Annotated in this window: 19 protein-coding genes; 13 read left to right on the top strand and 6 right to left on the bottom strand. The window is 61.6% G+C overall.

Features of this window, described 5'->3' with window-relative positions; all coding sequences use genetic code 11:
* Nucleotides 1-11 precede the first annotated feature (11 nt).
* A complete protein-coding gene (gltB, locus tag DXY02_RS00100; protein ID WP_114987200.1) occupies nt 12-4,613 on the bottom strand; it encodes a glutamate synthase large subunit in 4,602 nt (1,533 codons plus the stop codon).
* A 102-nt stretch (nt 4,614-4,715) separates the two neighbouring features.
* Between gltB and DXY02_RS00095 the strand changes: the two genes are divergently transcribed.
* From DXY02_RS00095 to DXY02_RS00055, 9 genes are all read left to right on the top strand, one after another.
* Complete coding sequence (locus tag DXY02_RS00095) at nt 4,716-6,401, top strand: phosphodiester glycosidase family protein (RefSeq protein ID WP_114987197.1); 1,686 nt, start codon at nt 4,716-4,718, stop codon at nt 6,399-6,401.
* Nucleotides 6,402-6,435: 34 nt separating this feature from the next.
* Nucleotides 6,436-6,762 (top strand): iron-sulfur cluster assembly accessory protein, encoded by a 327-nt coding sequence (locus DXY02_RS00090; RefSeq protein ID WP_114987195.1) that lies wholly within the window; start codon nt 6,436-6,438, stop codon nt 6,760-6,762.
* Nucleotides 6,763-6,834: 72 nt separating this feature from the next.
* The gene (gene rpsL / locus DXY02_RS00085; RefSeq protein ID WP_006850614.1) at nt 6,835-7,209 is read left to right on the top strand and encodes a 30S ribosomal protein S12; all 375 of its coding nucleotides are present in this window, start codon (nt 6,835-6,837) and stop codon (nt 7,207-7,209) included.
* 41 nt (nt 7,210-7,250) lie between these two features.
* Complete coding sequence (gene rpsG, locus DXY02_RS00080; RefSeq protein WP_006849937.1) at nt 7,251-7,721, top strand: 30S ribosomal protein S7; 471 nt, start codon at nt 7,251-7,253, stop codon at nt 7,719-7,721.
* Between the two features lie 89 nt (nt 7,722-7,810).
* Nucleotides 7,811-9,886 (top strand): elongation factor G, encoded by a 2,076-nt coding sequence (gene fusA, locus DXY02_RS00075; RefSeq protein WP_114987193.1) that lies wholly within the window; start codon nt 7,811-7,813, stop codon nt 9,884-9,886.
* A gap of 44 nt (nt 9,887-9,930) precedes the next feature.
* A complete protein-coding gene (gene tuf / locus DXY02_RS00070) occupies nt 9,931-11,130 on the top strand; it encodes an elongation factor Tu (protein WP_114987190.1) in 1,200 nt (399 codons plus the stop codon).
* A gap of 121 nt (nt 11,131-11,251) precedes the next feature.
* Nucleotides 11,252-11,572 (top strand): 30S ribosomal protein S10, encoded by a 321-nt coding sequence (gene rpsJ, locus DXY02_RS00065; RefSeq protein WP_011363346.1) that lies wholly within the window; start codon nt 11,252-11,254, stop codon nt 11,570-11,572.
* A gap of 56 nt (nt 11,573-11,628) precedes the next feature.
* The gene (locus DXY02_RS00060; protein ID WP_114987187.1) at nt 11,629-12,264 is read left to right on the top strand and encodes an LON peptidase substrate-binding domain-containing protein; all 636 of its coding nucleotides are present in this window, start codon (nt 11,629-11,631) and stop codon (nt 12,262-12,264) included.
* Entirely contained in the window at nt 12,264-13,196 is a 933-nt protein-coding gene (locus tag DXY02_RS00055) for a methyltransferase domain-containing protein (RefSeq protein ID WP_114987184.1), read from the top strand. Before DXY02_RS00060 ends, DXY02_RS00055 begins: the two co-directional genes overlap by 1 nt.
* A gap of 3 nt (nt 13,197-13,199) precedes the next feature.
* Here DXY02_RS00055 and pheA read toward each other — a convergent pair whose 3' ends face one another.
* Complete coding sequence (pheA, locus tag DXY02_RS00050; RefSeq protein ID WP_114987182.1) at nt 13,200-14,042, bottom strand: prephenate dehydratase; 843 nt, start codon at nt 14,040-14,042, stop codon at nt 13,200-13,202.
* Between the two features lie 31 nt (nt 14,043-14,073).
* On the opposite strand from pheA, the gene DXY02_RS00045 reads away from it, so the two are divergent.
* Nucleotides 14,074-14,670 carry a DUF1997 domain-containing protein gene (locus tag DXY02_RS00045; protein WP_114987180.1) on the top strand — a complete coding sequence of 199 codons (597 nt, stop codon included), beginning with the start codon at nt 14,074-14,076 and terminating at the stop codon, nt 14,668-14,670.
* Here the strand turns inward: DXY02_RS00045 and DXY02_RS00040 are convergent.
* The 3 genes from DXY02_RS00040 to DXY02_RS00030 form a co-directional block, all read right to left on the bottom strand.
* Nucleotides 14,617-15,216 carry a ribonuclease HII gene (locus DXY02_RS00040; RefSeq protein ID WP_114987178.1) on the bottom strand — a complete coding sequence of 200 codons (600 nt, stop codon included), beginning with the start codon at nt 15,214-15,216 and terminating at the stop codon, nt 14,617-14,619. The genes DXY02_RS00045 and DXY02_RS00040 overlap by 54 nt on opposite strands.
* 5 nt (nt 15,217-15,221) lie before the next feature.
* Complete coding sequence (locus tag DXY02_RS00035) at nt 15,222-17,162, bottom strand: Rne/Rng family ribonuclease (protein WP_114987175.1); 1,941 nt, start codon at nt 17,160-17,162, stop codon at nt 15,222-15,224.
* A gap of 258 nt (nt 17,163-17,420) precedes the next feature.
* Nucleotides 17,421-20,084 carry a TIGR03960 family B12-binding radical SAM protein gene (locus tag DXY02_RS00030; RefSeq protein WP_114987173.1) on the bottom strand — a complete coding sequence of 888 codons (2,664 nt, stop codon included), beginning with the start codon at nt 20,082-20,084 and terminating at the stop codon, nt 17,421-17,423.
* A 53-nt stretch (nt 20,085-20,137) separates the two neighbouring features.
* Here DXY02_RS00030 and DXY02_RS00025 point away from each other — a divergent pair, with 53 nt between their 5' ends.
* The 3 genes from DXY02_RS00025 (at nt 20,138) to DXY02_RS13155 (ending at nt 22,520) form a co-directional block, all read left to right on the top strand.
* The gene (locus DXY02_RS00025) at nt 20,138-21,364 is read left to right on the top strand and encodes an LL-diaminopimelate aminotransferase (RefSeq protein WP_114987171.1); all 1,227 of its coding nucleotides are present in this window, start codon (nt 20,138-20,140) and stop codon (nt 21,362-21,364) included.
* 47 nt (nt 21,365-21,411) lie between these two features.
* Complete coding sequence (clpS, locus tag DXY02_RS00020; RefSeq protein WP_170951427.1) at nt 21,412-21,732, top strand: ATP-dependent Clp protease adapter ClpS; 321 nt, start codon at nt 21,412-21,414, stop codon at nt 21,730-21,732.
* 281 nt (nt 21,733-22,013) lie between these two features.
* Entirely contained in the window at nt 22,014-22,520 is a 507-nt protein-coding gene (locus DXY02_RS13155; protein ID WP_371639793.1) for a lysostaphin resistance A-like protein, read from the top strand.
* 1 nt (nt 22,521) lies between these two features.
* Here DXY02_RS13155 and DXY02_RS00010 read toward each other — a convergent pair whose 3' ends face one another.
* On the bottom strand, nt 22,522-24,111 hold the full coding sequence (locus DXY02_RS00010; RefSeq protein ID WP_114987169.1) for a photosystem II high light acclimation radical SAM protein: 1,590 nt from the start codon (nt 24,109-24,111) through the stop codon (nt 22,522-22,524).
* Nucleotides 24,112-24,242 lie beyond the last annotated feature (131 nt).

Genomic DNA, 24,242 nt, shown 5'->3' with positions numbered 1-24,242 from the left:
TGGGGACGGCGCTAGGCCGCCACAGCCTGCTTGTCAGCCAATCCCATCGCCTCCCGCTCACTGGGGGGGACCAACACCTTGAAGCGACCCTTCGCCGCAGACCAATCGGCCAGGAGAGCAGCAGCCTTCTCACTTCCCGTGAGCGCCACATGCCGTTCCAGCAGACCCTTCAGCAGCGAATCCTGCTCATGGGTGGTGATGGTGCAGACCTCAACAATCTCCGGGTTCACCCGAGGAGCGACACCCTCCTCTTCATCCAGCAGGAAGGTCACACCGCCGGTCATACCAGCGCCGACATTGCGGCCGGTGCTGCCGAGAACGACGACGACACCACCCGTCATGTACTCACAGCAGTGGTCACCAGCTCCCTCCACAACCGTGCGGGCACCGCTGTTACGAACACCGAAGCGCTCGCCTGCCCGGCCATGGGCAAACAACTCACCGCCGGTGGCCCCGTAAAGACAGGTGTTGCCGAGGATCACCTGGTCACCGGGAGAGGCACAACCGTCTGATGGCACCAGGGTGATGCAACCACTGTTCATGCCCTTGCCCACGTAGTCGTTGGCTTCGCCTTCCAGACGAACCTGCATGCCCTGCACCAGGAAGGCCCCGAAGCTCTGGCCTGCTGCCCCCCGGAAGGTGAGATCGAGCTGTCCCTTGAAGCCGCGGTTGCCATGGCGCTGGGCGATTTCACCGGCCAGACGGGCACAGACACTGCGATCGGTGTTGATGATCTCGATGCTGCGGCTAATGGAACCGTGGTTCTCCAGGGCAGCCATCAGTTCAGCGTCGGCGAGGAGCTGATCCTCAAGGATCGGTCCGTTGCCGTGGGCCTCGTCGCTGTGGCGAAGCCAAGAGCGATCTTCGGCGCCGCTGATCGGGGCCAGCAGGCTGGAGAGATCCACACCCTTGGTCTTGGCCAGATCAACCGAGCGGGCCTGGAGCAGATCGGTGCGACCGATCAGCTCCTCGAGACGGCTGACGCCGAGCAGGCTCATCAGCTGACGCACTTCCTCGGCGACGTACCAGAAGAAATTGACGACATGCTCAGGAATGCCGGTGAAACGCTTGCGCAGGTTCTCCTTCTGCGTGGCCACACCCACAGGGCAGTTGTTGGTGTGACAGACGCGAGCCATGACGCAGCCCTCGGCGATCATCGCGATCGAGCCGAAGCCGTATTCCTCCGCCCCCAGAAGGGCAGCGATCACCACATCCCAGCCTGTTTTCAGGCCTCCGTCGGCACGCAGCAGAACCCGATCGCGCAGACCGTTCTCCACAAGGGAGCGGTGCACCTCGGTGAGGCCCAATTCCCAGGGGCTACCGGCGTGCTTAATCGAACTCAGGGGAGAGGCACCAGTGCCACCGTCGTGACCGGAGATCTGGATCACATCGGCGTTGGCCTTGGCCACACCCGCAGCGATGGTGCCAATCCCGATCTCGGCCACCAGCTTCACGCTCACGGGGGCAGCGGGATGCACCTGATGCAGGTCATGGATCAACTGCGCCAGGTCTTCAATCGAATAGATGTCGTGGTGTGGCGGCGGTGAAATCAAGGCCACACCTGGCTTGCTGTTGCGCAACCAGGCGATGTACTTGTCGACCTTGGGCCCTGGCAGCTGACCGCCTTCACCGGGCTTGGCGCCCTGGGCCACCTTGATCTCCAGCTGCTTGCCGCTGCGCAGGTATTCCGCCGTCACACCGAAACGACCTGAAGCCACCTGCTTAATTGCCGAGCAGGCGGTGTCCCCATTGCGCAAACCACCAATGCTGGTGAATGAAGCGGAACGGCCCTCGCCATCCACATCCTTGAGGATCTGGAAGCGGGCAGGGTCTTCGCCGCCTTCACCGCTGTTGCTCTTGCCGCCGATGCGATTCATCGCCACGGCCAACACTTCATGGGCTTCGCGGGACAAAGCGCCCAGGCTCATGCCGCCCGTGCAGAAGCGGGTGCAGATGCTCTCGACGCTCTCCACCTGATCCAGGGGCACTGGGATAGGAGCCAACTTGAACTCCAGCAGGTCCCGCAGGGCCATCACCGGTCGGTTCTCCAACAAGGCCTGGTAAGTGGAGAAGTGGTCGTAACCAGGGCCCTGAGCCACCGCCTTGTGGAGCGCCTTCGACAGCTCGGGATTGTTGCGGTGGTACTCAGCACCACTGCGGTACTGAACGAAGCCCATGAATTCGAGCTTGCTGCGGTTGAGCTCAGGGAAAGCCTTGGCGTGCATCGAGAGGGTTTCGTTCGCCAGCTCGGCCAACGTCATGCCGGCAACACGGCTGGTCGTTCCGGTGAAGGCGGTCTCCACCACATCCGCTCCCAAGCCGATCGCTTCAAAGATCTGAGCGCCGTGGTAGCTGGCCAGCAACGAAATTCCGATCTTGGAGAGGATCTTGCGCAGGCCGTTCTCCAGCGACTCACGAACGTTGGCCTGGGCTTGATTGGCATCCAGGGCGGGCAACTTGCCCTGTTCGATCCGCTTCTTGGTCTTGGGGTGATCCAGCCAGTGGCGGGTGGTCTCCCAGGTGAGCCAGGGGCAGACGGCACTGGCGCCGTAACCGATCAGGCAGGCCATGTGATGGGTGCTCCAGCACTGGGCCGTATCCACCACCAGAGAGCACTGCAGCCGCAGCTTCTGGCGCAGCAGATGGTGATGAACAGCACCCACGGCCAGCAAGGCAGGCATCGCCACCGTGGTGGGGGTCAGCGGGGCAGCCGCCCCCGTGCCATCGACCCGGTCGGACAGCACCAGAACTTGGGCTCCGTCACGCACCGCCTGTTCCGCAACGCTGCACAGCGCCGCGATGGCCTGTTGCAGGCCTCCCGCACACGACTCCACAGCCACCTGGGTGGAGACCGTCTTGAAGGGCAAACCCTGCTCACTGATGGCCGCCAGTTCCGCCTCGTTCAAAACGGGCGTCTCCAGATGGATGACGGAGGCAGCTTCCGGCTGGGGCTTCAGGGCGGGCCGGCGCTCACCAAGGTGCATCTCCAGACTCATCACCAGCTTTTCCCGCAGGGGATCGATCGGAGGGTTGGTGACCTGGGCGAAACGCTGCTTGAAGTAGTCGTAAAGCAGGTGGGGCTTGTCGGAGAGCACCGCCAGGGGGATGTCATCGCCCATGCAGTAGGTCGGCTCCTTGCCGAGGGCAGCCATGTCCTCGATGATCAGATCGAAGTCTTCGGCGGTGAACCCCATCGCGGTCTGCAACCGCAGCAGATCGAGTTCACCCACCTGCCGGTCCTGGGTCCAGGGCTGGGGGGCCACGCCGCGGCGATGCTTCTGCAGCCAATCGGCATAAGGGAAGCGCTGCGCTGCGTCTTCCTTCACCGACCAGTTGTCGAGCAACTCGCCGCGTTCGAGATCGACGGCCACCATCTGACCCGGGCCAAGACGACCTTTCTGAACAATCGTCTTGCCGCTGAGATCCACCACGCCGGTCTCCGATCCCATGATCACGAAGCCGTCAGCGGTGGTGCACCAACGCGCCGGACGCAGCCCATTGCGATCGAGCGTTGCACCCACTCGCTTGCCGTCGGCGAACACCAACAGGGCCGGGCCGTCCCAGGGTTCCTGAATGCCCGCGTTGAATTCGTACATCGCCGTCACATCGGGACGGCTGTCGAGATCGGGCTGATTGCGAAACGCTTCGGGCACCAGTGTGATCAGGCTGTCGGTGATCGACCGCCCACTGCGCACCATCAATTCCAGAGTGGCGTCCAGGTTGGCGGAATCGCTGAAGGCAGGGTTCACCACCGGAATCAGGTCATCAGCCGCATCACCCCATACGTTCTCGAGGCTGGCTTCTGAAGCCTTGGCCCAGTTGAGGTTGCCCAGCAGCGTGTTGATTTCGCCGTTGTGCCCCAGAAGCCGCATCGGCTGAGCCAGGGGCCAACGCGGCAGGGTGTTGGTGCTGAAACGGCGGTGGTACACCGCAAAGCTCACCTCAAATCGTGGGTCCTGCAGGTCGGCGTAGAACTGCGCCAGCACCTCGGATCGCACCATTCCCTTGTAAACAACCGTCCGGCTGCTCAGGGAGGCGACATAAACGTCCTGGGCCACCTCAGCACCCAGAGCGGCCCGCACACGGGCACCGATACGGCGCCGCAACCGCAGCAGCTGGCCATCAAAGCTTGCGTCGTCGGCATCACCATTCAGCACCCACTGCTCGATCACGGGGGCTGTGGCACGAGCCAAAGGCCCGAGAACCGCAGGGTCGACAGGCACCGTTCGCCACCCCAGAGGCTGCAAGCCAAGGGCTTTGGCCTCTTCATCACACAGGCCCCGAACCTCAGCACGACGGCTGGCATCGGTCGGCATGAACATCATGCCGAGGCCCCGTGCTGCAGCCGCCTCGGGCCAGACGGCTTTCAGATACGACCAGGGAATTTCACACAACACCCCCGCGCCGTCTCCGGAGTCGCCATCTCCCCCGCAACCGCCACGGTGCTCCATGCATCCCAGACCACGCAGGGCCTGCTCCAGCACCCAGTGACTGGCCTGCCCCTGGAGCTGGGCCAGGAAACCAACGCCACACGCATCCTTCTCGCCCGCAACAACATCGGGTGCAGGACTGTCGCTGTAAGGCCAGACAGCGGAACGGATGGCGTCAGACATAGGGAACTCAACCGGACGATCGCATGGGCCTGCAGCTTCGAGCTCTGCAGAATCCATCTCGAGGGACGATCCTAGGCAGGCGCCTCTCCGCCAAGGCATTTCATGCTGGCCTTTGCCCCACTTCCCGCGCCACCGCCTGAGCTTCGCCCTGTGCCGAACCAGAGCGGTGAGGAGGTGCTGATCGGGAGAGAGCGCAGCAAAGCGGTTTGGCTCTGGCGGGGCAGCGACGCAGAACCGGAGGAACTTTGGCTGCCCTTGGAGGTTCTGGAATCCCGTCTGGGGTTCCGGCGGGTGTCCCGTCTCGATGGAGAAGCACTGGAATGGTTTGGTCGAACGGTCGCATTGACCGCATTGGCGACCCGTTCACTCGGTGATGAGGTCGGCCTCGAAGTGAGCGACTGGCTGGCCGCGACTGGCGTCCGCGCCCAAGTGAGGGGAAACACCCTGGAGCTTCGGCTGCCCCTACCAAAGGTGAACAACCTGCGCCGCGGCAAGGGTTCAACAGCCGATCGGTTGGTGCTGGACCTGAACGGTCCCGCCCTGGTGCAGCGCTTGAACGGCGACCTTTTGCTGGAGCTCAAGCTGTCGCGGACCCAGCAACGTCAACTCAAGGCATGGGGGCTCTCGCCACAGCTGCATCTCCACGGCGGCCTTGTGCTGAAGGGACAAGCCACCAAGCTGAGGAGCCTGAGCATGGCGTCCCCTTGGCGGGTGGTGCTGGATGGTGTGCAGACCGGTGGTCGCCGCCCGGTCCAGCGCGCACGTCTCCCCCTCCGCAACCCAGCCGTGGCCGAATGGCTGAGGCGGGGCTTCGTCCTGGAGCAACGCACTATCAAGGTGGGGGTGAAACCCATTCAGGTGTTCCGTGCCGGCGGACGGCTGAGCCGTCTCGGCATCACCCTTCAGCCTCTGGTCAAAGCCGAGCAGCAACAGGGTCTGCGTTTTCTGCCTCAGCTCTCCCAACCCGCCGGGGCACTGGTCGCAGTGAACGGAGGCTTTTTCAACCGGATCAACCAACTCCCCTTGGGGGCCGTGCGGCATCAGGGGGTCTGGCTGTCCGGTCCGATCCTGAACCGCGGTGTGATCGCTTGGGGATCCTCAGGGGATCTGCAGTTCGGCCGGCTGCGTCTGAATCAGACGCTGCAGGTGAACAACGGTCGCCGTTGGAGCCTCATGGCCCTCAACAGCGGCTACGTCCAGAAGGGGCTGAGCCTCTACACACCTGCATGGGGGCCCCGCTACCGGGCCCTGAGCGGCGAGGAGGAAGCACTGTTGATTCGCGGCGGCCGCGTCGAAGCAACGGTCGACAAGAACAGTCTGCAACGCGGCATCGCCATCCCCAAAGACGCTGAATTGGTGGTGGCCCGGGGACGCACGCCGCTGCCAGCACGGCCTGGTGATCGGATCCAGGTGACAGAAAGATCACTCTCCCCCCTCGCGCAACAACCCAATGTTCTGGGCGGCGGTCCACTGCTGATGCAGAACGGCAACGTGGTGCTAAATGGACGTCAGGAGGGATTCAGCCCTGGCTTCATGAGCTTGGCGGCACCAAGAACGGTGGTGGCCCAGGGGCCGAGCGGTCAGTGGCTGATGACCTTGCGTGGCGCTGCCGGCAGTGATCCCACCCTTGTGGAAACAGCCCTGGCAGCCCAGCAACTGGGGCTGCGCGATGCCTTGAACATGGATGGCGGCAGCTCCACCACCCTCGTGGTGGCCGGACGCACCGTGATGAATGGCCGAAGCAGCACCCCGAGAGTCCACAACGGCCTGGGGCTCATCCCCCTCTGAGACCTGCGACAGTGGGGGCCCCGAAGAACTGAGCATGGCTGCCAATCTGCGGCTGACCGCTGCCGCTGCTGCCGAGCTTGGGCGACAGGCGGCCGTTGCGGGAACACCGGGGCAGATGCATCTCGATCTCACGCCCGGCGAGTGCGCACAACATGTGCTGCGCATCCGGGCAGGACATCTGGCTGGCGTTGCGATCGCAAGGGCCGATGGCGTGACCCTGCACGCCCCTGCAGAACAGCTCAAATTGCTTGAAGGCCTTTGCCTGGACTACCGCGGCGACCTCAGTGGTGGTGGTTTTCTGATCCGCAACAGCGATGGGGTTGAACCCTGTGCCTGCGGCAGTGCCTTCAGCCGCCTTTGAGGGGGGACCGTCACCCGGTATCGTGGTCGATTGTCGAATCAGGTCGGGAGTCCGACCGCTCACCGACCATCGATGCCAACCATCCAACAGCTGATCCGCACTGAGCGCTCACGCCTCAAGGCCAAGACCAAGTCCCCGGCTTTGAAGTCCTGCCCTGAGCGTCGCGGTGTTTGCACCCGCGTTTACACCTCAACGCCCAAAAAGCCGAATTCGGCGCTGCGCAAGGTGGCTCGTGTGCGCCTGACCTCCGGCTTTGAGGTCACGGCCTACATCGGCGGTGTCGGTCACAACCTGCAGGAGCACTCGGTGGTGTTGATCCGCGGCGGTCGTGTCAAAGACCTCCCTGGCGTCCGCTACCACATCATCCGCGGAACCCTGGATACCGCTGGCGTGAAAGACCGGCGTCAGTCCCGCTCCAAGTACGGCGCCAAGGCTCCGAAGGAGTGATCACCGGTTTCTTCCTCATCCCCATCAAGTTCTGATCCCTAATGTCACGCCGCAACGCCGCTGAGAAGCGCCCGATTCTTCCCGACCCGCAGTTCAACAGCCGCCTCGCCACGATGATGGTGGTGCGCCTGATGCAGCACGGCAAGAAGTCGACAGCGCAACGGATCCTGTCCGACGCGTTCGGCCTGATCAACGAGCGCACCGGCGGAGATCCGCTCGAACTGTTCGAAACAGCTGTTAAGAACGCCACCCCCCTAGTGGAAGTGCGCGCCCGCCGTGTTGGTGGTGCCACCTATCAGGTGCCCATGGAAGTGCGCCAGGAGCGCGGCACCGCTATGGCTCTGCGCTGGCTGGTGAGCTTCTCCCGTGCCCGCAACGGCCGGAGCATGGCCCAGAAGTTGGCTGGCGAACTGATGGATGCCGCCAACGAGGCTGGCAACGCCGTTCGCAAGCGCGAAGAAACCCACAAGATGGCCGAAGCCAACAAGGCTTTCGCCCACTACCGCTACTGAGCCTCGCAGGCCAGCCATCAACACAGATGTTCATGGCTGGCCTGTAGAGTCTCCCCGCCTTTTCACGCCCCACCCCCGGAGAATTTCCTGTGGCCCGCGACTTCCCCCTGGAACGCGTCAGAAATATTGGTATCGCTGCTCACATCGATGCCGGCAAAACCACCACGACAGAACGGATCCTGTTCTATTCCGGTGTGGTTCACAAAATCGGCGAGGTGCATGACGGCGCCGCCGTGACCGACTGGATGGCCCAGGAACGGGAGCGTGGCATCACGATCACCGCAGCTGCCATTTCGACGTCCTGGCAGGACCATCGGATCAACATCATCGACACGCCTGGCCACGTGGACTTCACCATTGAGGTGGAGCGCTCCATGCGTGTGCTGGATGGTGTGATCGCTGTCTTCTGCGCCGTTGGTGGGGTTCAGCCCCAATCGGAAACCGTCTGGCGTCAGGCCGATCGTTATTCGGTTCCCCGGATGGTGTTCGTGAACAAGATGGACCGCACCGGTGCGGACTTCCTCAAGGTTCACGGCCAGATCAAGGATCGCCTCAAGGCCAACGCTGTTCCAATCCAGCTTCCGATCGGTGCTGAAGGTGAGCTGAGCGGCATCATCGATCTCGTTGCAAACAAGGCCTACATCTATAAAAACGATCTCGGCACCGACATCGAAGAAGCCGAGGTGCCGGCCGACATGGCCGATGAGGTGGCCGAATGGCGGAACACCTTGATGGAGACCGTCGCCGAAACCGATGAGGCGCTGATCGAGAAGTTCCTCGAAACCGGCGAACTCAGCGTTGACGAGCTCAAGAAAGGCATCCGTGAGGGCGTGCTCAAGCACGGCCTGGTGCCCATGCTCTGCGGCTCCGCCTTCAAGAACAAAGGTGTGCAGCTGGTGCTCGACGCTGTGATCGACTACCTCCCTGCCCCCGTCGACGTTCCCCCCATCCAGGGTGTGCTCCCCGACGGCAGCGAAGCGGTGCGTCCGTCCGACGACAACGCCCCCTTCAGCGCCCTCGCCTTCAAGGTGATGGCAGATCCCTACGGCAAGCTCACCTTCGTTCGGATGTATTCCGGCATCCTCGAGAAGGGCAGCTACGTGCTCAACTCCACCAAAGGTGAGAAGGAGCGCATCTCCCGCCTCGTGGTGCTCAAGGCTGACGACCGTGAGGAAGTCGACGCACTGCGTGCCGGCGACCTCGGTGCGGTGCTCGGACTGAAGAACACCACCACGGGTGACACCCTCTGCACCCAGGACGATCCGATCGTTCTCGAGACCCTGTTCATCCCTGAACCGGTGATCTCCGTGGCTGTTGAGCCGAAGACCAAGGGCGATATGGAAAAGCTCTCCAAGGCCCTGGTTGCTCTGGCTGAAGAGGACCCCACCTTCCGCGTTAACACCGACTCCGAGACCGGCCAGACCGTGATCGCCGGCATGGGCGAACTCCACCTGGAAATCCTGGTGGACCGCATGCTGCGTGAGTTCAAGGTGGAAGCCAACATCGGCGCACCTCAGGTGTCCTACCGCGAAACCATCCGTGGTTCCGCAGGTGGCGAGGGCAAGTTCTCCCGTCAGACCGGTGGTAAGGGCCAGTACGGCCACGTTGTGATCGAGATGGAACCGGGCGAGCCCGGCTCCGGCTTCGAATTCGTCAACAAGATCGTGGGCGGTGTCGTTCCGAAGGAATACATCAAGCCCGCCGAGCAGGGCATGAAGGAGACCTGCGAATCCGGTGTGATCGCCGGATACCCCCTCATCGATGTGAAATGCACCCTGGTGCATGGCTCTTATCACGACGTCGACTCCTCGGAGATGGCGTTCAAGATCGCCGGATCCATGGCCTTCAAGGACGGCGTCAAGAAGTGCAACCCAGTGCTGCTTGAACCGATGATGAAGGTCGAGGTCGAAGCTCCCGAGGATTTCCTCGGTTCGATCATCGGCGACCTGTCCTCCCGTCGAGGTCAGGTTGAGGGCCAGTCCGTCGAAGACGGCACGTCCAAAATCTCGGCCAAGGTGCCCCTTGCCGAGATGTTCGGTTACGCCACCGAGCTCCGCTCCATGACCCAGGGCCGGGGCATTTTCTCGATGGAATTCGACAATTACGCCGAAGTTCCTCGCAATGTGGCCGAGGCCATCATTTCCAAGAATCAGGGCAATTCCTGATCTCTAAACTCCTCCAAATCCAACCCTCGATTCTTTAAACACCCATGGCACGCGAGAAGTTCGAAAGGAACAAGCCCCACGTCAACATCGGCACTATCGGCCACGTTGACCACGGCAAGACCACCCTCACCGCTGCGATCACCAACGTGCTCGCAAAGAAGGGTCAGGCTGAAGTTCAGAACTACGCCGACATCGACGGCGCCCCTGAAGAGCGTGAGCGCGGCATCACCATCAACACCGCTCACGTTGAGTACGAGACCGAGACCCGTCACTACGCCCACGTGGACTGCCCTGGCCACGCGGACTATGTGAAGAACATGATCACCGGTGCCGCTCAGATGGACGGCGCCATTCTGGTGTGTGCCGCCACCGACGGCCCCATGGCCCAGACCAAGGAGCACATCCTCCTGGCCAAGCAGGTGGGCGTTCCCGCTCTGGTGGTTGCACTCAACAAGTGCGACATGGTCGATGACGAAGAGATCATCGAACTGGTGGAGATGGAGATCCGCGAACTGCTCTCCAGCTACGACTTCCCCGGCGACGACATCCCCGTGGTTCAGGTCTCCGGCCTGAAGGCCATCGAGGGCGAGGCTGAGTGGGAAGCCAAGATCGAGGAACTGATGGCGGCTGTTGACGCCAGCATCCCTGAGCCTGAGCGGGAAGTGGACAAGCCCTTCCTGATGGCAGTGGAAGACGTCTTCTCCATCACCGGTCGCGGCACCGTGGCCACCGGCCGTATCGAGCGCGGCATCGTCAAGGTCGGCGAAGAGATCGAAATCGTCGGCATCAAGGACACCCGCAAGACCACCGTCACCGGTGTGGAAATGTTCCGCAAGCTGCTCGATGAGGGCATGGCTGGCGACAACGTTGGTCTGCTGCTGCGCGGCATCCAGAAGGAAGACATCGAGCGCGGCATGGTGCTCGTGAAGCCCGGTTCCATCACCCCTCACACCAAGTTCGAGGGTCAGGTGTACGTGCTCAAGAAGGAAGAAGGCGGCCGCCACACTCCCTTCTTCGCTGGCTACCGCCCGCAGTTCTACATCCGTACAACGGACGTGACCGGCCAAATCACTGCCTTCACCGCAGAAGACGGTTCCAACGTGGAAATGGTGATGCCTGGTGACAACATCCAGATGACCGGTGAGCTGATCTGCCCCGTCGCCATCGAGCAAGGCATGCGCTTCGCTATTCGCGAAGGCGGCCGCACCATCGGTGCTGGCGTGGTCTCCAAGATCATCGAGTGATCAGCGCAAGCTGAACCACACGGCAGGAGATGGAGGGGCTCAGCCCCCCATCTCCTACATTTCTCAGAACCTCGACAACTGAAGTCCTGCTTCGATCTCGAAGCTTTTTCGCTCCCTTCCTATGTCCACTGCCATCGCTCAGCAGAAGATCCGCATCCGCCTGAAGGCGTTCGACCGCCGCATGCTCGATCTTTCTTGCGAGAAAATCATTGAAACGGCCGATAACACCGCTGCAACCGCGATCGGTCCGATCCCCCTGCCCACGAAACGCAAGATCTACTGCGTTCTGCGCTCTCCCCACGTGGACAAGGACTCCCGCGAGCACTTCGAGACCCGCACCCACCGTCGGATCATCGACATCTACAGCCCCTCGGCCAAAACCATCGATGCGCTGATGAAGCTTGATCTCCCCAGTGGTGTGGACATCGAAGTGAAGCTCTGATCCGTTCAATCAGAACTTCATTTTCCTAGGATTCAGTTGCCTACAACACGGCGTTCGTGTCCGATTTTTCTGTGAGGGAGCTTCCCCTGTTCCCCCTGCCGGACGTCGTGTTGTTCCCGCAGCAGCTCCTGCCGCTGCACATTTTTGAATCGCGTTATCGGATGCTTCTCCAGACGGTTCTGGAGACCGACAAACGATTCGGCATCGTTCGCATCAACCCCGAGAACGGCGAAATGGCCGAAATCGGTTGCTGCGCTGAGGTGCTTCAGCACCAAACAACCGAAGACGGTCGCAGCTACATCGTTTCGCTGGGCCAACAGCGGTTCCGGCTGCTCAACATCACGCGTGAAACGCCCTACCGAACAGGGATGGTGAGCTGGCTGGAGGATGAGCCCGTGGCCGACACCGACCAGCTCAACAGCCTGAGGGACAAGGTGAGCGAAGCCTTGAGCGACGTCGTTCAGCTGACCAGCAAACTGCAGAACCGAGAGGTGGAACTGCCTGACGATCTGCCTGATCTACCGCGGGAACTCTCCTTCTGGATCAGCGCCCATCTGGATCAGGCAGCTTCGGAGCAGCAGAGTCTTCTGGAACTAACCGACACCCACGAACGGTTGAGTCAGCAATTTGAAATGTTGGATCACACCCGACGCCAACTGGCAGCCCGCACTGTGTTGATGGATCTGAAGTGATGTTGGGATCTCTGTTAGTGGTGGCCGGGGCCATTGGAGCCACCGGAGTTGCGCTGTGGCTTCGCCGCGACCGGCGCTACGAATCGTCGGAGAGTGTCGCCTCCGCCTACGACGCCTGGACGGAAGACCGCTTGCTGGAGCAGCTCTGGGGAGAGCATGTCCATCTCGGCCATTACGGGAACCCGCCCGGCTCCTGCGACTTCCGCGAAGCCAAGGAAGCCTTCGTCCACGAGCTGGTGCGATGGAGCGGTCTGGACCAACTCCCCGCCGGCAGCCGGGTGCTGGATGTGGGATGCGGCATCGGTGGCAGTGCCCGAATCCTGGCGCGGGATTACGGATTGAACGTTCTCGGCATCAGCATCAGCCCTGCCCAGGTGGAACGAGCCACACAACTCACCCCATCAGGTCTGAGCTGCCGCTTCCAGGTGATGGACGCCTTGGATCTTCAACTGCCCGATCAGAGCTTTGATGCGGTTTGGAGTGTGGAGGCCGGGCCCCACATGCCGGACAAGCAGCGTTATGCCGATGAGCTGCTGCGGGTGATGCGACCGGGGGGTCTGCTTGCAGTGGCCGACTGGAACCGCCGGGATCCATCTGACGGCGGCATGACGCGAACCGAACGCTGGGTGATGCGTCAGCTGCTCAACCAATGGGCCCACCCTGAATTCGCCAGCATCAACGGGTTCCGCCAGAACCTCGACAACAGCGTGCACCACCGTGGCGAGATCGTCACCGGTGACTGGACCCAGGCCACGCTTCCCTCATGGATTGACTCGATCATCGAGGGCGTCCGCCGTCCCTGGGCGGTGCTCAGCCTGGGACCGAAAGCTGTTCTGCAAGGCCTGAGAGAAACGCCGACGTTGCTGCTGATGCACTGGGCCTTCGCCACCGGTCTGATGCGGTTCGGCGTCTTCCGGATCAGAAAGGGCTGATCCTTAACAGCCGCTCAAATCGCTGCTGGGGTAGGCACCAAAATGGGCGAGATGCTCACACAGAGGCTGCAATTGGGCGATCAGATCCTGCAGAGCCGTTGACGGAGCCGGCGGAAGATCCACATCCACAAAAAAGACGTATTCCCCCAGCTCCCGTTTGGACGGTCGCGATTCAATCCGGCTCATGTTCAGGCCACGCTCAGCCAGACAGGCCAGAGCCTCCAGCAAAGCTCCCGGCGCATTTCGATGCAGCGAGAACGCCAGACTGGCCACATCGCCATGCTCACTGCGCTGCCCACGGCGCAGCAGCAGAAAACGGGTGCGATTGCCCGCAACATCGTTCACCGGGAACACCAGCTGATCCAACCCGTGTTCCCGGGCAGCGGTCTGGGAGGCGATCGCAGCCCGGAAGGGACTGCCCGCCACCATGCGAGCTGCTTCAGCCGTGGATGAGGTGGGCAGTTGCAAGGCGTCGGGCAGATGCTGGGCCAACCAGCCACTGCACTGGGCCAGAGCCTGCGGGTGGGAGAGCACTTCGGTGACTCTGCTGAGCGGCCCACTCCCCAGCAGAGCGTGCTGAATCGGCAGCACCAAAGCCCTGCGGATACAGAGCTCCGGATGGGACCACAGCGCATCGAGGGTCGCTGTCACCCCCCCTTCAACCGAGTTCTCGATCGGGACAACGGCTGAATCACACTGCCCTCCAGCCAGCTGTTCCACCACCGATCGGAGCCCCACGCAGGGAACGAGCTGAACATCCTCGAGTGCGTCCTGTTCGATCAACACCCGGGCGGCCTGCTCGCCATAGGTCCCGACTGGGCCAAGGAATGCGAGACGTGTAGGCATCGAAGCCGCACTGGATGGACTCGATAAGATCATGCCGCGTCAGGTGAAGACCATGCCCCTGGCCTTCGAAGCCAGTCAAAAGCTTGATCTGCCTGTCCGAACCGGAGCAGAGCGGCTTCCCACTTACCTTTTGGAGGAGGAGCGCGTCCTCGGGGCCCTGCTGGACGCCAAACAGCTCACCCGCCTGCAGTCAGGGCGCTACCGCTATGTGGTGACCAGCCTTCAGGTCTTCCAGCTCCACGTGAAACCCGTGGTGTCCCTCCAGATCCACATGGAAGGCGACACATTGGTAATGCAGGCCCTCGACTGCGAACTGGAGGGTCTGGGGATTGTTGATGACTTCGCCCTGAATCTGGAAGCACGGCTGACGTCCACACCCGACGGACTTCAGGGACATGCCCATCTTTCGGTGAGCGTCAGCCAGCCATCGCTGCTCAAGCTGATCCCTAAACGGGTGCTGGAATCAACGGGCGAATCAATCTTGAGTGGCATCCTCATCGGCATCAAAGCCCGGGTTGGCCAGCAACTGATCGACGACTACCGCAGCTGGTGCCGGGACACCGACGGGCAAGGCTCAACCGAGCAGACGCCTCAAGAACGTGTGCCTATGCAGGGGCGTGGGGCCTGAGGCCATCAAGCTCTGACGATGTTGCGCAGTGCCATAGCCCGCATGGCGCTCAAGGCCGTAACCAGGGAAGCGAGCCGATAAGCGCCGGATGAGTGCATCCCTGGCCTCCTTGGCCAGAACACTCGCCGCAGCAATGGCCGCTGATCGGCTGTCCCCTGCGATCACCGTGTGCTGCGGGCCCTTCCACAGCCGAAGGGGAAGGTTGCCATCCACCAGCACGAGCCCGGGGCGCTGCGGCAATCGCTGCAGCGCCCGCAACATGGCGCGTTCCGTGGCAACGCGGATGCCGCAGGCGTCAATTTCGCGCGCTGACGCCTGGCCCAGACCGGATGCCACACACAGCGACTGGATCACCGGAACCAGAGCAGCCCGACGCTTGGCTGACAGTTTTTTGCTATCGGTCAGCCCTGCCTTCAACAGCTCTTGAGCCGCTGCGCTCTCGAGCACAACAGCAGCCGCAAACACAGGACCGAACAAGCAACCGCGACCGACTTCATCCACACCAGCCACGTCCCGCCCGAGGGGGAGGGAGTCCTGCGCGGTCATCCGACTCAGACCGTGGCGACAGCCGAGGAGCGGCGACGGCGACGGCGAGGCTCATCAGGCTCAGCTGTTTCCGCCACGGCCACAGGCTCGGGCTCAGCTGCTTCGCTGATGGGGGCAGGTTCTGGTTCGGTGATCGTCAGGTTGGTCACCGCCTCCAAGGGGGTGATCTCCACCATCAGGGGAGCCGACTCATCCGGGGCGGACGAGGTGACGAGAACAGGCTTCTCAGCGGCAGGAGTCGCAGTGGACTGACTCGCACCGTTGCGTGATCCTGAACGACCACCCCGTCCGCCACGACGACGGCGGCGTCCGGAACTGGCCGCCAATTGCTGACGCGCCGCCTCCAGCACCTCTTGCTCGTCCTCGCCAGGACGCACAACCCGGACCACGACGTTGTCGGATGCAGGGGGCTCCTCCAGCAACAGGGCAGGATTCAATCCCAGCCAACCAAACAGCTGCTGTTGCTCGTCGGTCATCGGGACGGCAACCAATTCAGGGTCCTGACGACGGGCGGTTGCGGGCTCCTGAGCCTCTTGGGTCGACACCTCAGGGGCAGTGGTGTCGGACGTCTCGACAGGAAGGACGGCATCCTGACTGCCACGCCCTCGACCACCGCGCCGCCGCCGGCCATTGCCACCGCTCTCTCCGGGCGCAACAACTTCGGCGCGGGCAGAGGCCGCCGAGCGAACCAATCCTGTGGCCGTTGCCAGAGGTTGAAGCAGGTCTTTACCGGGAAGAACGGCCACATGGCCCAGACCACCACAGCTGGGGCAAGCCCGACCGAACAGTTCATAGATGTTCTGCCCTTGACGCTTGCGGGTGAGTTCCACTAGGCCCAGTTCGCTGAGCTGTGCGATCTGCGGGCGGGCTGAGTCGTCACGGACGGCTGTCGTGAAATGCTCCAGCAGCTGGAGCTGATCACGACGGGAATCCATATCGATGAAGTCGATGATGATCACCCCACCGATGTTGCGAAGCTTGAGCTGGCGAGCGATTTCGATCGCCGCCTCACAGTTGGTCCACAGAACGGTTTCACGCGCATTGGCCGATCGTGTGAACGAGCCCGAGTTCACATCGATCACCGTGAGCGCTTCGGTGGGCTCGATGATCACGTAGCCACCGGACGGCAGATCAACCCGCGGCTTCAGCGCATCGCGGATGGCGGCATTGACCTTGTAGTGCTCCAGCAACTCGCTGGGTTCACTGTGGGCTTCCACCAGCACATTGCCGGCTTCGGCACCAAGGAAACTGCTCACACGGTTCACAGCTGCGGCATCGTCCACCACAACCCGGGCCAGATCCGGGCCCATGTGGTCCCGCAGAATCCGATGGATGAAGTCTTCATCGCGGTTGAGCAGCACCGGCGGTGCAGCCGTTTCAGCGGCTTGCTGAATCGCCTCCCACTGGCGCAGCAAGGATTCCAGATCCTCAATCAACAGCTCTTCGCTGATGCCGTCGGCTTCCGTACGGATCAGCAGACCGGCTCCAGGCGGCTTGATCAGAACACCAAGGGCACGCAGTCGGTTCCGTTCTGCATCAGAACTGATGCGCCGGGAGATGTTGACCCCCTGGCCATGGGGCTGAAGCACCAGGTAGCGACCTGGCAGAGCAAGATTTCCCGTCAACCGTGGGCCTTTGGTGCCGGTCGGTTCTTTCATCACCTGAACCAGAACCTTCTGGCGAGGCTCCAGAAGTTCAGTGATCCCTGCTGAACCTTTCTTCAGACGCAGCGGCCCAAGATCGGTGACATGGATGAACCCGTTTTTCTCACTTTCACCGATATTGACGAAGGCGGCATCAATGCCTGGCAGAACATTTTCTACCGTTCCTAAATAGACATCTCCGATCTGATAGCGACCCTGCGCGACGATGAGTTCATCAACGCGTTCATCGGTCAGCACTGCTGCTATGCGCAGCTGCTCCGCGATGACAATTTGCTGGGGCATAACAGGACTGGTTGAGCCCGATTGAGGGCCAAATCCGTTGAGGAACCTGCCGGTTCCCCCTCACGGGTTGATGGAAAGATCTGAGCTGGTCAGCAAGACCAAAAGGTTGTGGAGCAAGAACTCCTATGACTCAGGCTTGGGGGTTTCAAAAAAAGACCGCCATGCAAGCCGTGATGTGGACCTCGATATCCGTATTGGATCAGACAAGACCGGAACAAGGTTGGTCCCGACGGACGAAACACCTGTTCTGTAGCCAAATTAGCACTGCGCACTGAGGAGCAGGGCCTCTCGCGCCAAGCGTTGCACCTGCAAGGGCTGACCAACGGTCTCAGCCAGCCAGTGCTGAATCTGAGCAGGGCGCAAGCTTCGACCCATCTCATCCACCGCCGCTTCCAAGCGAAGCCGAACGGATCCATTGGCGTTCTGATCCGTCACCTGCAGCGCCTTCAACGCGGGGCGGCAATCCCGTTCCCGAGGGCGGCCCTTCTTATCGGTGTCGTGCCACACCAAGGTTGTGGCCTGCAGGAGCTGATCAACCGCCGCATTCCAATCCAATGACATCGGGTCCTGCTCCTGCGGCACGAGATCAAAACACCAAATAGCCCCCGTCAGTTCTTGCGAAAGGCTCTTGCCACTGACGGGAACCTCGGCTGCCGCCAGCAGCTGAATGCCCTCCGGCAGCAACGGCTGAAGCGTCTTACGGAAGTGGTTGGGATCCAGGGCCTCGGTGAATTCCAAATCCATCCACTCGCTCTGGGCCTCAGCACCGAGGGGAAGTGCCAAAGCGATCTGAACCCGCGGCAGTGGATGAAACCCACCGGTGAAGCTGATCGGAAGCGCACTGCGACGCAGGGCCCGCTCCAGCATGCGCATCAGATCAAGATGGCTGAGCAGCGCCATCGATCCCGTTTTGGCGAATTGCACCCGGATCCGGCACAGCCGGTCACTGGGCGGCGCCTGGGTTGGCACCTGGGGTGGCACCTCAGGAGCGGGAACCACCACGTTGTGTCCGAGATCCGGGCCGCAGACCCCACAACTGCTGCAACCATCAAAGGAGCAGTCGGGCACAACCGCCGCTGCCAGAGCCCGTTGCAGATCGTCCGCGAGCCAGGCTTTGTCGATGCCGGTGTCGATGTGATCCCAGGGGAGTGGCTGAGCACAGAACGCTTTCAGATCCTCCCGATCCAGCGCAGCCACAGCACTCCACCCCCCCACCTCCATCTCCCGGTAACGCCCCTCCAGGCCGGCGTCCGCGATGGCTCCGGTCCAGGCGGCGTAAGTGCGATCCAGCGACTCGAACCAGGCATCCATGCCGGCACCAGCTCGCCAGGCCGCTTCGATCACCGGGGCAAGGCGCCGATCGCTGCGGCCCACAAAATCCTCCATGGCCGAAAGCCGCACATCGGTGAAATTCACCTTCACGCCGCGCAAACGCCTGAAGGCCTCCTTGAGCAGCACCTGGCGCCGCTCAAACTCAGCCGTGGAGACGCTGTGCCACTGAAAAGGGGTGTGGGGCTTGGGCGTGAAATTACTGATCGTGATGTTCAGATTCAGCCGACCCAGGTCACGGCAGCGCTGCTGGAGCATCACGCAGGTCTCGGCGATGCCGAGAACATCGGCATCCGTCTCACCGGGGAGGCCGATCATGAAGTACAGCTTCACCTTGCGGTATCCGTTCTGCATGGCCGTGCGGATGCCATGCAGCAGGTCGTCATCGGTGAGGCCCTTGTTGACGATGTCGCGGAGGCGCTGTGTCCCGGCCTCCGGGGCGAAGGTGAGACCCGCTTTCCGCGTGCCACCAAGGATGTGGGCAATGTCTTCATCGAAGCGATCCACCCGCTGGCTGGGCAGTTGAAGCGTGACGTTCTGATCCGCCAGGCGGTTGCGCAACTCCACCCCCACCGCCGGCAGCGCCAGATAGTCGCTGCAGCTCAAGGAGAGCAGCGAGAAATCGCTGTAGCCAGTTTGTTTCATGCCGGTCTCCACTGCCTCGATCACAGCTTCGGGTTCCACATCCCGAGCCGGTCGCGTCAACATTCCGGGCTGGCAGAAGCGACAACCCCGGGTGCAACCGCGGCGAATCTCCACCGTGAGACGGTCATGCACCGTTTCCACATGGGGCACGAGACCCATGGCGTAGTGGGGCATTGGCGTCGCCACACGGCGAAGAACCCGTGCCGGGACATCAGGATGAAGCGGCTCGAGGGTGACCCCATCGGCGCCCGTTCCATAAAGCGCAGGAACGTAAACGCCGGGAACCTGGGCCAGATCCCGCAGCAATTGCGATCGCGTCAATCCATCCGCTTTGGCTTGCGCCACCACCAGACCGATTTCGGGCAACAGCTCCTCACCGTCACCCAGAGCGATGAAGTCGAAAAACGGGGCATAGGGCTCTGGATTGCTGGTGGCGGTGGGCCCACCAGCGAAAATCAGAGGAGGTGCTGCAGGATCACTCAGGGGCAAGTCGCCCCGATCAGCGGCGCGGATGGGCACCTGCGCCAGATCCAGCATCTCAAGGATGTTGGTGGCGCCCAGTTCGTAACTGAGACTGAAACCCAGGATGTCGAAGGCCGGCAAAGGCCGACGGCTTTCCACGGCAAACAACGCCTGGGAGCGTTCCCGCAAGCGGCCTGCCAGATCAGCCGCTGGAAGATAGGCGCGATCACACAACTGCCCGGGGACGGCATTGAGGATCGAATAGAGAATGATGTGGCCCAGGTTGCTGGAGCCAACCTCATAGATCTCGGGGTAGGTGAGCGCCCAGCGAACCGACGCTGTCTGCCAGTCCCGTGGTTCAACCCCTAACTCGTGCCCCATGTAGCGGGCCGGTTTGTTGATACCGCTGTCCACCAGGGCATGAAAATCAACCGGGTGATCCAGGGATGAGACGACCACGTCGGATGTCCTGACTCCTGAGGTCATCGTATGGAGCTGCCGACACGGCAGGATGCCCCGCAGAAATAGCTCCCGATTCCGTGGTTCAGGTCAACGGCAACTACCTCAAGCTCAAAGCGGGCTACCTGTTCCCTGAGATCAGTCGACGCGTCAAAGCATTCAGCAGCGCCAATCCCGAGGCAGCGCTGATCCGCCTGGGCATCGGTGATGTCACGGAACCCCTGCCGCTGGCCTGCCGTGAAGCCATGAAAACCGCCATCGATGAGATGGGCACCGCCGAAGGCTTCCATGGCTACGGCCCGGAACAGGGCTACGGCTGGCTGCGGGAGGCCATCGCCAAAAACGACTTCCAAGCCCGAGGGTGCGACATCAGTGCCGAGGAAATTTTTGTTTCCGACGGCTCCAAGTGCGACAGCAGCAACATCCTCGACATCCTCGGCGAGGGCAACAAGGTGGCCGTCACGGACCCCGTCTACCCGGTGTACGTGGACAGCAACGTGATGGCTGGCCGCACCGGGGAAGCCGGAGAGATCGGTCGCTACGCGGGACTGACCTATCTACCAATCAGCGCGGACAACGGCTTTGCAGCGCAGATTCCCAGTGAACCGGTCGACCTGATCTACCTCTGCTTCCCCAACAACCCCACCGGTGCCGTCGCCACCCGGGAACAACTCCAGGCCTGGGTGAACTACGCCCGCGCCAATGGCGCACTGATCCTCTTCGATGCTGCCTATGAGGCCTTCATCCAGAACCCTGAACTCCCCCACTCCATTTTCGAGATCGAAGGAGCCCGGGACTGTGCCATCGAATTCCGTTCCTTCTCCAAAAACGCTGGCTTCACCGGTACCCGCTGTGCCTTCACCGTGGTGCCCAAAGGGCTGAAAGGCAAAGCGGCCAACGGCGAAGCGGTGGAACTCTGGGGGCTGTGGAACCGACGTCAGAGCACCAAGTTCAACGGTGTGAGCTACATCATTCAACGCGGAGCTGAGGCTGTTTACTCCGAAGCCGGTCAGGCCGAAGTGAAGGCCCTGGTGAGCTTCTACATGGAGAACGCCGCGATCATTCGTCGCGAACTCAGTGCTGCAGGCCTCACCGTCTATGGCGGCGAACACGCTCCCTACGTCTGGATCAAGACCCCAGAGGGCATGGATTCCTGGGGATTCTTCGACCATCTGCTCAACAAAGCCAACGTGGTGGGCACACCCGGCAGCGGTTTCGGTGCAGCTGGAGAGGGGTATTTCCGCTTGTCGGCCTTTAACAGCCGGGCCAATGTGGATGAAGCCATGGCTCGCATCAAGGCGCTTTGAGCCGCTCCCCGTTCGCATTGCCTTTAGATTTCAATCGCTTCGGATCAATGGCCATGGCGATGGACTCTCCCAGCCAAAAACCAGGTGGTGCAGCTGTTCTGGACAAAGCGCCAGAACGGGTTCGCAAGCGCTCGCCTCGCTACAAGGTGCTGCTCCACAACGATCCGGTGAACTCCATGGAATACGTGGTGGCCACCCTGCAGCAGGTTGTGCCTCAACTCAGCGAGCAGGACTGCATGGCCGTGATGCTAGAAGCCCACAACACTGGCGTGGGCTTGGTGATCGTCTGCGACATCGAACCGGCTGAGTTCTACTGCGAGACGCTGAAATCCAAAGGCCTGACCAGCTCCATCGAGCCTGAGGCATGAGGCCCTGCTGGCGAGGCACTCTTCTGTATCCGGCGTCCTTGGTGGCGTTGTTTCTGAGCTTGCAAGGACTTCTTGGCCTCGCAGGTGTTCCCCCGGCTCAGCTGGCTTCCTTAGCGGCGGCCCCCAGCGTTGCAGCAATGCTGATTTCACTGCCTTGGCGGTTGCGACGGACCTGGGGCGTTAATCACCCTTGGCAGCAACTTGGAGTGGTTCGACCAGTCGTCAAAGCCTTGCACGCATTCCTGCGTGGTCTCACGAAAGCCGCAGCCCTTCTTTTCGGAGTGGTTGCTGTCCTCCTGCTCAGCGGACACGGCTTATGGCAGGGCCGAATCACAACAGGTGATCTTGCCAATGCCATTGCCCTGATGCTTCTGGTGGGTTTTGCAGAGGAGCTGCTCTTTCGTGGTTGGCTCTGGGGCGAATTGGAGCTATTGACAGGGCGAAAGCGGGCGATCGGGATTCAGGCGGCTGTATTTGCCCTAGTGCATCCCTGGTACCAGCTGCCTCCCACCGAAGCCATTGCACTGCTCATCGGCCTGGTATTGCTGGGTCTTGCCCTAGCCCTGCAACGCAGAGCCGACAACGGAGTGCTCTGGGGATCAATTGGCTTGCACGGCGGGCTTGTTGGTGGGTGGTTCGCCCTTCAAGCCGGTCTGATCACCCTGCCTGGAACGAGCCCAACTTGGCTTCTTGGGGGAGGTGGCGCAAATCCCAACCCGGTGAGTGGTCTTTTGGGTTGGGCCGGACTGGGGGGATTCATCCTGATCAGACGCCGATGGTGGCGATGAGTCAACGGGTCGCCGTTGCCAAAGCTTTGCGACCCTCCACCGGAGCACGAAGAGCCTCCTGAAGCTGAGCCACGCCGTAGTCCCTTTCGAGGAGTGACATCACTGTGCGACCAAAATCTGCAGGATTGCGATCAAATGCCTCAAGACACACCCGACCAAAGGTGCTCCCCATCGGTTCGGGGTTCCAGAGAAGTTTTCGCGCCGTCCAAGGCATCATGCTCATCGGGTTGTAACCAGGCTTGATCAAACCCTGATCGAACCCGTACTGCTCAAGATGAGTGTGGGGCTGCAAACCGATGAAGAAGATTGCTGGCTCCACCAAATCAGCGCCAAAAATGGCCTCCAGCTCTCGGTGATAAGCCACGGTCTGGCGGATCGTTGCCGGCCTTTCGTCGATCACGTTGAAGGAGTAGTTCACCGACACGTGATCCCGGAAGCCCGCATCCGCCAGCATCCGGCAACTCTCCAGAACGGTGCGAAGGTTGTAGCCCATGCGCATCTTGCGAACGAGCTCCTGCGAGCCGGATGTAATGCCGATCTCGAAATAGCTCATGCCCGTCTCCACCATGAGCTGGGCCAATTCGGGGTCAAGATTGTCGGCGCGGATATAGGCGGCCCAACGAATGCCGGTCAGCCCTTCAGCCTTGATCGCCCGTAGCAGTTCCTTGGCGTCTTCGATGTAGCGCCGCGCCGGTATGAACTGGGCATCGGTGAACCAGAAACCACGAACACCGCGGTCGTACAGCTGGCGCATCTCTTTCACCACCTCATCCACGGGGTTAAGGCGCACCTGCTTGCCTTCCACCACCGTGTAGACGCAGTAACAACAGTTGTGGGGGCAGCCGCGCTTGGTCTGAACTCCTACGTAAAAGTCACCGCCTTCGAGGTACCAGTCGAGCTGGGGCCAGATCGAAGCGATGTAGTCGTAATTGCAGGCGGTTTTGGGCCGACTTTCCGGCTGCTCATGGATCAGGCCTGAACGCGGCTTCTCGCCAACCACGAAGCATCGTTCGCCCTCGAGGGAGTGACCCTGAATCAACTTCTCGAGCAGCGGCTCCCCCTCACCGATAGAGACCACCGTTCCTTTGGGGAGCGATTTGCCGAGTTGCTCGTAAAACACACTGACAGCTCCACCGCCCAGCACTGCTCTGGCCGTCGGCTGGTGGCGGCGTGCACGTTTCAAACCTTGACGCACCAGACGCTGGTTCCTGCGCAGCTCGCCGTAATGACTGCTCATTAACTGAAGCCCACCCAAGGCTCCATGCAGACGCTTCAGAGGGTTACGGGCGTAAAAGACCTCGAACGAATTCTGAAGAGGGTTGCCCCCCCGCCCATCGACCGGCGCATAGATCTGGATGTCTCTCCACGAGAACACCAGCAGCGTCGGCTGGAACTGGTCAACTGTGGCGTCCAGCACGCGATGGACATCCAGCACCGGCAGAGCAGCGAGATCCAGGATGCGCTGAGGCATCTCCGGGAAGCATTTGTGCAGATGGTCGGCTAGATAGATCGGCCCGATCGGAAAGATCGGATTGCAGGGCAGCCGTACCAGCAACACCCGTTCTTGTTGTGGTGCCACGTCAGCTGCCATGAGGCTTTCGGGACGCTAACAAGCGCTGCCGCCAAAAGGGCGTAGGGCCTCTTCACAACAACTTCATCAAGCCAGCGACACACAGCGCAAACTTCCTTTACAATCCCGATCAGGCAGGGCTCTCCTGCCCT

It is taken from the genome of Synechococcus sp. N19 (assembly GCF_900474045.1).
Taxonomy (GTDB): domain Bacteria; phylum Cyanobacteriota; class Cyanobacteriia; order PCC-6307; family Cyanobiaceae; genus Parasynechococcus.
Note: the sequence above shows the minus strand (reverse complement) of the source record. Positions and strands in the feature narration are given on the sequence as shown.